Raw genomic sequence first — 8915 nt, forward strand, 5'->3', positions numbered from 1 at the left:
GTTCGTTTTACAAAAGTGGATCTTCAGATCACGCTGATCCCCTAGGAGTCGAAGTGGACGCCTACGCTCAATGAAATTCTACATTTTTTGCAAATGCTAATATTTTGGATTATCTCTAAAATTATTTACCACAAAAGCTAGTTATTATAGCAAAAATGATTTCTCTTGCTTTAGTTGTAGAGTATAAAAAAGCGCAGGCGTCGGCTTCCACTCCTGCGGGATGTTTTTATCTGAAGATCCACTTTTTAAGCGCACTTTGCTTAAAAAGTTAGCTGAGGAGAAAAACCCGCGGAAAGGGAAGCCGACAAGCCGAAGCGGTTGTTACGCAGTTCTCAAATCTCATAATTACCACCAGAGTTATGTCGCATAATCCTGCGTTTGTTCACTAACTTTAGACTCGTTTTTTAACGTTGGATTTGCTACAATAAAATGAGGAATATCATGTTAAACTATTAGTAAAGGGGATCGGTTATGGGCTATCAAGCATTATATCGTGTCTGGCGTCCGAAGAATTTTGAGGATGTCGTTGGGCAAGCGCATATTACACGCACATTGCAAAATGCTATTATGCAAGATAAGTTTACCCATGCGTACCTTTTTTCAGGTCCCCGAGGTACGGGTAAAACAAGTGCTGCTAAAATATTTGCAAAAGCAGTAAACTGTCAAAATGGGCCATCGTTAGAGCCTTGTAATGAGTGTGATGCCTGTCTAGGTATCATGGACAATTCTATTTCAGATGTTGTAGAAATCGATGCAGCCTCCAATAATGGGGTTGAACAAATTAGAGATATTCGTGATAAGGTCAAATATGCACCAAGTGCTGTTACGTATAAAGTATATATAATTGATGAGGTTCATATGTTATCAATTGGTGCCTTCAATGCACTTTTGAAAACTTTAGAAGAACCACCAAAACACGTTATTTTTGTTTTGGCGACAACGGAACCACACAAAATACCATTAACAATAATTTCAAGGTGCCAGCGTTTTGACTTTAAACGAATTGCCCAATCCGCTATGGTCGACCGAATGCAAAAAATAATTGAAGCAGAAGAAATCGATGTGACAAAAGAAGCGTTAGAAGCAGTCGCTCTATCTGCTGAAGGTGGAATGCGAGATGCTTTAAGTTTATTAGATCAAGCTATCTCCTATAGTGAAGATCAAGTAACCATTGATGATGTGCTAGCTGTTACAGGCTCAGTGTCACAATCAAGGCTTGCAAAAGTCGTAGATGATATGCATATAAATGAAGTGAAAGCGGCACTGTTAGAAATCGATCAAATCATACAAGAAGGAAAAGATCCTGGAAGGTTCGTCTTTGATCTTATCTATTATTTACGTGACCTTTTATTATATCAAACAGCACCGTCCTTAGAAAATGTATTAGAAAGAGCTATTGTGGATGAGACGTTTAAAGAAATGGCTCAGAAATTAGATGCTGATTGGATTCAAATGGCGATTAGAGAGCTCAATCAATGCCAGCAAGAAATAAAGTGGACGAATAGCCCGAAAGTGTTTATCGAGGTTGCTATATTAAAAATTTGTAGTCATCAGAAGAACACACATGTTGAAGATGTTTCCATTCCTGCAGTAGAACAATTAAATGAAAAAATCAATCAATTAGAAACGCAACTGCAGCAAATGAAAAATCAAACGAGTCAAACGAATCAATCTACCCAACCAACAAGTGCGCCAAAAAGAAATGTATCAGCCAATCGAAACAGTTATAAAGTTCCGTTTGACCGAATACGAAATGTAATGAATGATGCATCAAAGCCAGCAATTCAGAAAGTGCGTTCCCAATGGCCAACATTTATGGAGGCACTGAAGAAACAAAGTGCCCCAGCACATGCTACGATACAAAATAGTAAGCCAAGCGCAGCATCTGAAGAGGTTGTCATTATCGCTTTTCGATATGAAATTCACTGTTCACTTGCATTAGAGCATAAACAAACGATAGAATTAATGTTATCGGAGGCTACTGGACAAAATATGTCGTTTATTCCGATTCCAGAAGCGGAATGGAGTAGTTTGCGTGAAGAGTATGTTCGTAAACAGCGGCAACAAGAGCAAGATCCGGAAGCATCTTCAGAAGCAGATGTTAAGGAAGAAGATCCGATGGTGGAAGAAGCAAGAAAATTAGTTGGCGATGAAATATTAGAAATACATGATTAATGTTATCTATTTATAGGAGGGATTTACCATGCGTGGTGGAGGAAATATGAATAAAATGATGAAACAAATGCAAAAAATGCAAAAAGATATGATGAAAGCTCAAGATGAATTACAGGAAATGACGTTTGAAGCAACTGCTGGTGGTGGAATGGTAAAAGTAGTGGCTAATGGTAAAAAGGAACTTACAGACATAGAAATTAACGAAGAAGTTGTAGATCCTGATGACATTGAAATGCTACAAGATTTAATTTTGGCTGCAACAAATGAAGTTTTAAAAGAAGTAGAAGAAAAAACAAATGATACAATGGGTAAATTCACTAAAGGACTAAATTTACCTGGAGGCATGTTCTAGGAGGCGTCTCATGTATTATCCTGAACCGATATCAAAGCTTATTGACAGCTTTACAAAATTGCCAGGAATCGGTCCCAAGACTGCCGTGCGCCTGGCCTTTTTTGTCTTAAATATGAAAGAAGACGATGTGCTGGATTTTGCTAAAGCTCTGGCTAATGCAAAACGAGAGTTGACACATTGCAGTGTTTGTGGGCATATTACCGATCAGGATCCTTGTGCTATTTGTCAAGATGACATGCGTGATCAAGCATTGATTTGCGTTGTTCAAGATCCTAAAGACGTAATTGCCATGGAAAAAATGAAAGAATTTAATGGAAAATATCATGTATTACATGGTGCCATTTCACCAATGGATGGCATAGGTCCTGAAGATATTAATGTACCATCCCTGATTAACAGGTTGAAGGATGAAGAAATCACAGAGTTAATATTAGCAACAAATCCAAACATCGAAGGCGAAGCAACTGCTATGTATATCTCCCGACTTGTTAAGCCTTCTGGAATTAAAACAACAAGAATTGCTCACGGTCTACCAATGGGTGGAGATTTAGAATATGCAGATGAAGTAACACTATCAAAAGCACTAGAAGGTAGACGAGAAGTATAATAGTAGGTGAAAGAGATGTTTCGTTCCAAAAAGATAAAAAAAGATGTATTTGATAAAGAGATATTAGATACTATATTTCATTTAAGAAAAGAATGGTCTTATTTAGAAGGTATTTTGGATCGGAGTGTTGAACCAAGTGAGTCGGGCCAATTTGATCTAGCTGTTACAAAAGCAAAATACTTCTATCTTATAAGAGAAGCAAAAATCAGAAACTTATCAGCTATTAAATAGTCTATTTTTTTCCCTTACACATATAAATAGAGTAAGACTCTTATATGTTAAAGGGGACAAGTATTATGGACTGGTGGATTATTGCAGGGATCATATTGTTAATTGCTGTGTTATTAATAAAAGGAATTCCGGTAAATGTCGTCAAAAGTAGTGGACAAATTGTAATGAAGGTTACAATAGGTATTTTATTCTTATTTTTCTTTAATTTGTTTGGTGCATCTTTTGGTTTACACATCCCGATCAATGCATTTACTGCCATGATAGTTGGCCTATTAGGAATTCCAGGTATTGCTTGTTTAACAGCAATAAGCGTCTTCATCGTATAATCAAATATATATAGACTTGCATAGAAGTATCTTGTCACTACTTAAATCCAAACGATTTATCGATTACATTTCGATATCGTTTGGATTTTCTTTGTGTATAAAAGAAGGATTATATGACATAACTACGGTGGTAATTATGAGATATTACAACTGCATAAAAACCGCTCCGGCCTTTCCGCAGTTTTTTCATCTCAGCTAACTATTTAAAGAAAAGTGCGCTTTAAAAAGTTAGTTGAAGACGCGCCCCCGGAAAGCGAAGTGGGCAAGCCAAAGCGGATACTACACATATATATCATGTCAAAACTGCCACCATGTTATGTCGTACTTTCATTCTTTTGCACATCTAGTATTTTGTTCATTTTAGTGAGGTAGATGATGATTGTGTCTCGGTCATTTTTTTATAATTGATACTTTCTTTTATAAAAAATGACTTTGTGCGTATATCTATTTCCGAAATAAATACACTAAGTTTTAGGTTTCAATGAGTAAGACAAACTTAAAAGGAGTGTACTAGTGAATGAAAATGATACAAAAATCATCATATGGTCTATCTTTCTTTGGCTCCAATATCACGGTAGAACCAATTAGTAAAAGAGTGAAAGTGTATCAACTTCCACAGGAATTGGAACTAGAAGATTTTATGATCCGATTGGAAAGGTTGGCAAATGAAACGGAATGTGACAAGTTAATTTTTTATGTGCTACCTGACCAAAGAGAAATAATGCACTCCTATCATGCAGAATATGAAGGGATGATTCAGGGTTTTTTTAATGGAGAAACAGCTTATATATATGCCATTTTCTTAACCTCAAAAGAGGATCGAATAGAATTTTCTGAAGAAGAGAACCAAGTATTAGACATTGTTCAACAGCGAAACAAGACGATTTCAGCATTTGTACTGCCAGATGGATATACAATGCGATGGGCAGAGAAAAAAGATGTTTTTGAAATGGCACTATTATATAAAACCGTTTTTAAATCCTATCCTACACCGATGAATGACCCTGAATTTATTAAAGAGATGATGGAAGACCATGTTTATTTCTCATTAATTGAAAAGGAAGGTTCCGTTGTAAGTGCATGCTCTGCTGATATCTTACCTGAATATCAGGCTGCAGAACTTTCCGATTGTGCCACATACCCTGAGCATAGAGGTAAACAATTGCTATCTTATCAAGTATTTCAATTAATTCCGAAGGTCCAACAAATGGGCATTAACGTATTGTTTTCTTATTCACGAGCCATTTCGATGGGAATGAATTTAGTGAATGCAAAACACGGTTTTCACTATGGTGGAAAAATGATTCGAAACAGCAACATTTCCGGTAATTTTGAAAATATGAATATTTGGTACAAGATACTTAACAGATCACAACATCAAGGAAAGGGAAGAATAATAAATGACATTTGATTTACCACTCCAAGATACAACATTCAAAGTAAATGATCAAAGTGATCGTAAAATGATCCAGCAACAACAAACAGGACCGATAAAGTTGCAACATCAAAAACCAGCAAAAGGAAAGAAAATGGCTTTAATCGGTTGGAGTATTCCAACAATGGAAGCAATGGATCGCATAGGTCGACCATATGTTGTGGTAAGTCTTCCTGATTTTCAAGAATATGCTACTGAGCATGACATTCCTTTTTTTGCGTGGCAATTTGATAAAGATAGTGATTACGAGCAAGTATTTAAGAAGGCTGAAGATTTATCTAAAGCATTACAAAAGCTGGATGTAGATCAAGCTATACCACTTTTTGAAGAAACAGTAGAGTGGGCAGGGGCATTGAATGCTTATTTCAGAAATGATCCAAAACTTTTCCATCATTCTGTCCTATTCCGTGATAAAGCAATGATGAAACGAAGAGCACATATTGGTGGCTTAAAGGTTGGAGTGTTTGAAGAGGCAAATAATAAAGAACAAGTTCGTCAGTTTTTTAGAAAAGTAAATGCATCATTGTTACGACATCATGAAACAGAACCAGATCCCATACACGTAAAGGCATTGAATAAGGCTGGTGCAGCTGGTCACCGTATGATCCGTTCGGAAGCGGATATTGATGAAAAGATTAATGATGACAATTTCCCTTGTATAATGGAAAGTCATTTAGAGGGTGTAGAAGTTTCATGTGAAGCATTTATCCATCAGGGAGAATTATTATTTCTAAATATCACGGAATATGTTGTTTTTGGTTATTCGATGATGGTCCCCCCTTCACCAGAAATCGAGAAGTATCGTTCTGTAATTCGTAAAGAAGTGGAAAGGTTAGTGCATGCATTTGATATAGAGTATGGTATCATTCATCCGGAATTTTTTATTACAGAGGATGAAGAAGTATATTTTGGTGAGGTAGCGTACCGAATTCCGGGAGGACATATTTTTGATTTAATGAAAAAAACATATAATTTTAATCCATATGAGGGGCATATCTTATGCTGTGATCCGAATACTACGGAGGAAGAGTTGAAGGATTTCTTTCCAAAAGAAAATAAGACAAATGGCCATGCTGGAAGTTTTTTAGTCTATCCGAAGAAAAACTTAGTACAAGGTGTTAATATTCCTGATGATTTAGAAGATCATCCAGGCTTTGATAAACATACATTATTCAAACCAATGCAGCAAAAAGTCCAAGATCAGGAAGGCTATGGAAATCATTTTGGCACAGTGTTTTTCCATCATGAAGATTATCAACATGTTAAACAACCATTAACTGACTATGTAGAACATGATTTTTTTATGTAAAGGAGCATATATAATATGAGTACAGAGGTAGAGGTAAATCAGAGTCAGTCTTTCCGTCAAGCCTTAGATGTTTTGGAGGAGGCTGTGCCATACGCAAAAAAAATGTATCAAGCAGACCTTTTTCAGGCAGCTGCACGTGTGATGGATAGTCAGGATGGAATGTCGTTGTTATATCAAGAAGCAAATCGATTTGATAAAGCTGGTGTATTTGAAGGGGGACCGTGGGCAGAGCCGGCTAAACTGGAACCGCGCTTGGTAACAGGCTCGTTGATGGACAGTGGTATGACATCTATCGTTGAAATCCTTAGCGAATTACGGATGGTAGCGATAGCTAAGGGTAAATACAAACACGAACACGTAACAAAGGATGAAGCGAAAAATTTCCTGGATGAAGTGCTCGCGTTAAATGTAGATATTCTTTTTCCAGAAGAAACGGAGGCAGCAAGGATTGAAGGCAAACAAAAGGAAAAGAATCGTGCCGAAAAGCTGTTTCAATTTTTAGCAGAGGAATTATCGTTAGCATCCATTTCAAGTACATTGCTAAAAGAAATAGATGACTTGGTTGCCCAACGTCCTATAATGGTGAATCGTATTATGAATATGATTCAAGATGCCAAAAAGTTACTAAAAAAAACAATTGATGAAAAAGATAAACGAGCAATTAAACGTTATGTTAGTGCCTTATCCGGTCCATCTAAAAAAAGTAAGAAGTACCCCGAACTGTGTGACTATCGTAAACAATTAAAAGAAATGTCTGATCAGGAATTAGAAGAAGAGGCAAAAACCTTAGCAAAAAGTATGCGAGAAACTGGTTTGGTTAGCAAACATCATGTTGTATTACTTCGTTACTTAAATCGAAATAATCAAAAACTGATCCGAGAAGCATTACAGTTGAATAAGAAAGGTAATGCGAACTTGGAAGAACATATAGATATAATAAGCGATTTGATTACGGTAGCCATTCACCCTCCAATGAGACAAGCTTTGTATGGACTTGCCTGTATGTTAGAACGAGGTGTTTTATCATCTACTCCGGTAATTCCAGGATTGAAACGTCTGATTGAACTCGACCTTCAGCCTGATATTAGAAAAATTTTATTGAATTCTATTAATCATAATGAAGGAATTACTGCAAATGATATTATGTTGGCAGGAGTCATCAGTGTCCTTGGTCAACCGTTAGGGATTGGACAAGGAATGAATCCTACATGTCAAACCGCTCGAGGGATTAGTTTGTGGTCTCTACATGCACCTGGTTATTTATTAGAATTAATTCCACGTGCTGCACGGGATGGTGATATTGACATTCAATTCGAAGGGCAGATGATTCATTCCAAGCATTTACAAGAAGGTTTAGTTGATAATCTACATGAGGAGTTAGATCCAGTTTCTCTTATTTTAGTACCACATCTTGATCGACTTTATGGAGAACTTGTAAGACGTTCTGAATTTAGAGGGGATGATGTCCATAAGTGGGTGAATCCAGCCTTTTACGGTGATTGGATTTCTAGAGGTTTTAGTTCTACCATTGATCCATTAACAGGTTCTGTTGCGGATTATCCAGGATTTGTTCGCCTTTTTTATGCAACGCATCACCCAGAATATAATAATGGCTATGAATTGATCTATCCAAATCCTGTAGGAATTTTTATTACCAATTCATTTGGCAACTTGTTAGGTTTACACGCTGTCTCCATCCAGCGTGTAGCTAGAGATTCGAAAGGTAAATTTCGCATCTACTTCTATAATCCTAATAATGATAGTGCACAAGTTTGGGGACAAGGAATTACACCAACCGTTAAAGATCACGGAGAAATACCAGGTGAATCCTCATTGCCCTTTCATGAATTTGTTTCTAGATTATATGCGTTTCATTATAATCCTTATGAACAAGGGGATGCATATGCAGTTGATAATCAACACATTGAGAAGGTAGAAAGTTTAGCAAAAGAGAGTTGGGGCGTGAAGTACACCTGGGTACAAGTTTAGTGAAAGTATTGTTTTCGGGGGAGGTCTTTTTTATAAGAAGAGATCCCCTTGGAAAACATTTCTTTTAAAAAACTATTGCATGTTACATCAATAACATGTTATTCTTTTTAGGTCGCTTCAAAAAGCAACAAACTTCTATAAATATTTTCACAAAAAGTATTGACTTATATATGTGGAAATGATATATTTAAGAGGTCGCCAAAAAACGGCGTATTGATCTTTGAAAACTGAACAAAACAACCAGTATGATAGAAACATGAAACAAGCCAGTTTGATAAACTGTGCGCAAGACAACTTTATTGAGAGTTTGATCTTGGCTCAGGACGAACGCTGGCGGCGTGCCTAATACATGCAAGTCGAGCGCGGGAAGCGAACGGAATCCTTCGGGAGGAAGTTCGTGGAACGAGCGGCGGACGGGTGAGTAACACGTGGGCAACCTACCTGTAAGACTGGGATAACCCCGGGAAACCGGGGCTAATACCGGATAATAC

8 protein-coding genes and 1 rRNA gene are annotated in these 8915 nt (G+C 37.0%); all 9 read left to right on the forward strand.

Translation table 11 applies throughout. The features are described 5' to 3' along the window. Positions 1 to 471 precede the first annotated feature (471 nt). Complete coding sequence (dnaX, locus tag BN3107_RS19185; RefSeq protein WP_058309221.1) at positions 472 to 2175, forward strand: DNA polymerase III subunit gamma/tau; 1704 nt, start codon at positions 472 to 474, stop codon at positions 2173 to 2175. A 28-nt stretch (positions 2176 to 2203) separates the two neighbouring features. Further along, positions 2204 to 2527: a YbaB/EbfC family nucleoid-associated protein gene (locus BN3107_RS19190; protein WP_058309222.1), complete on the forward strand. Its 324-nt coding sequence runs from the start codon at positions 2204 to 2206 to the stop codon at positions 2525 to 2527. Between the two features lie 10 nt (positions 2528 to 2537). Then, entirely contained in the window at positions 2538 to 3134 is a 597-nt protein-coding gene (gene recR / locus BN3107_RS19195; protein WP_058309223.1) for a recombination mediator RecR, read from the forward strand. 15 nt (positions 3135 to 3149) lie between these two features. Continuing rightward, positions 3150 to 3365: a YaaL family protein gene (locus BN3107_RS19200; RefSeq protein WP_058309224.1), complete on the forward strand. Its 216-nt coding sequence runs from the start codon at positions 3150 to 3152 to the stop codon at positions 3363 to 3365. A gap of 65 nt (positions 3366 to 3430) precedes the next feature. Beyond that, positions 3431 to 3691, forward strand: coding sequence for a pro-sigmaK processing inhibitor BofA family protein (locus tag BN3107_RS19205; protein ID WP_058309225.1), 261 nt, complete (start codon positions 3431 to 3433; stop codon positions 3689 to 3691). Positions 3692 to 4208: 517 nt separating this feature from the next. Beyond that, complete coding sequence (gene ablB / locus BN3107_RS19210) at positions 4209 to 5102, forward strand: putative beta-lysine N-acetyltransferase (protein WP_058309226.1); 894 nt, start codon at positions 4209 to 4211, stop codon at positions 5100 to 5102. Next, positions 5092 to 6435, forward strand: a complete 1344-nt coding sequence (locus BN3107_RS19215) for an ATP-grasp domain-containing protein (protein WP_058309227.1) — start codon at positions 5092 to 5094, stop codon at positions 6433 to 6435. Before ablB ends, BN3107_RS19215 begins: the two co-directional genes overlap by 11 nt. A gap of 15 nt (positions 6436 to 6450) precedes the next feature. After that, positions 6451 to 8424, forward strand: a complete 1974-nt coding sequence (locus tag BN3107_RS19220) for a hypothetical protein (protein ID WP_058309228.1) — start codon at positions 6451 to 6453, stop codon at positions 8422 to 8424. Positions 8425 to 8719: 295 nt separating this feature from the next. Next, a 16S ribosomal RNA gene (locus BN3107_RS19225) occupies positions 8720 to 8915 on the forward strand; the annotation flags it as partial.

The sequence above is a fragment of the Gracilibacillus massiliensis genome, assembly GCF_001458115.1.
In the GTDB taxonomy this organism is placed as follows: domain Bacteria; phylum Bacillota; class Bacilli; order Bacillales; family Amphibacillaceae; genus Gracilibacillus; species Gracilibacillus massiliensis.

What these genes read in the sequence shown, in the direction of transcription:
- recR (WP_058309223.1), top strand. Translation starts at nt 2,538, where the DNA reads ATGTATTATCCTGAACCGATATCAAAGCTTATTGACAGCTTTACAAAA.
- dnaX (WP_058309221.1), top strand. Translation starts at nt 472, where the DNA reads ATGGGCTATCAAGCATTATATCGTGTCTGGCGTCCGAAGAATTTTGAG.
- BN3107_RS19215 (WP_058309227.1), top strand. Translation starts at nt 5,092, where the DNA reads ATGACATTTGATTTACCACTCCAAGATACAACATTCAAAGTAAATGAT.
- BN3107_RS19205 (WP_058309225.1), top strand. Translation starts at nt 3,431, where the DNA reads ATGGACTGGTGGATTATTGCAGGGATCATATTGTTAATTGCTGTGTTA.
- ablB (WP_058309226.1), top strand. Translation starts at nt 4,209, where the DNA reads ATGAAAATGATACAAAAATCATCATATGGTCTATCTTTCTTTGGCTCC.
- BN3107_RS19220 (WP_058309228.1), top strand. Translation starts at nt 6,451, where the DNA reads ATGAGTACAGAGGTAGAGGTAAATCAGAGTCAGTCTTTCCGTCAAGCC.
- BN3107_RS19200 (WP_058309224.1), top strand. Translation starts at nt 3,150, where the DNA reads ATGTTTCGTTCCAAAAAGATAAAAAAAGATGTATTTGATAAAGAGATA.
- BN3107_RS19190 (WP_058309222.1), top strand. Translation starts at nt 2,204, where the DNA reads ATGCGTGGTGGAGGAAATATGAATAAAATGATGAAACAAATGCAAAAA.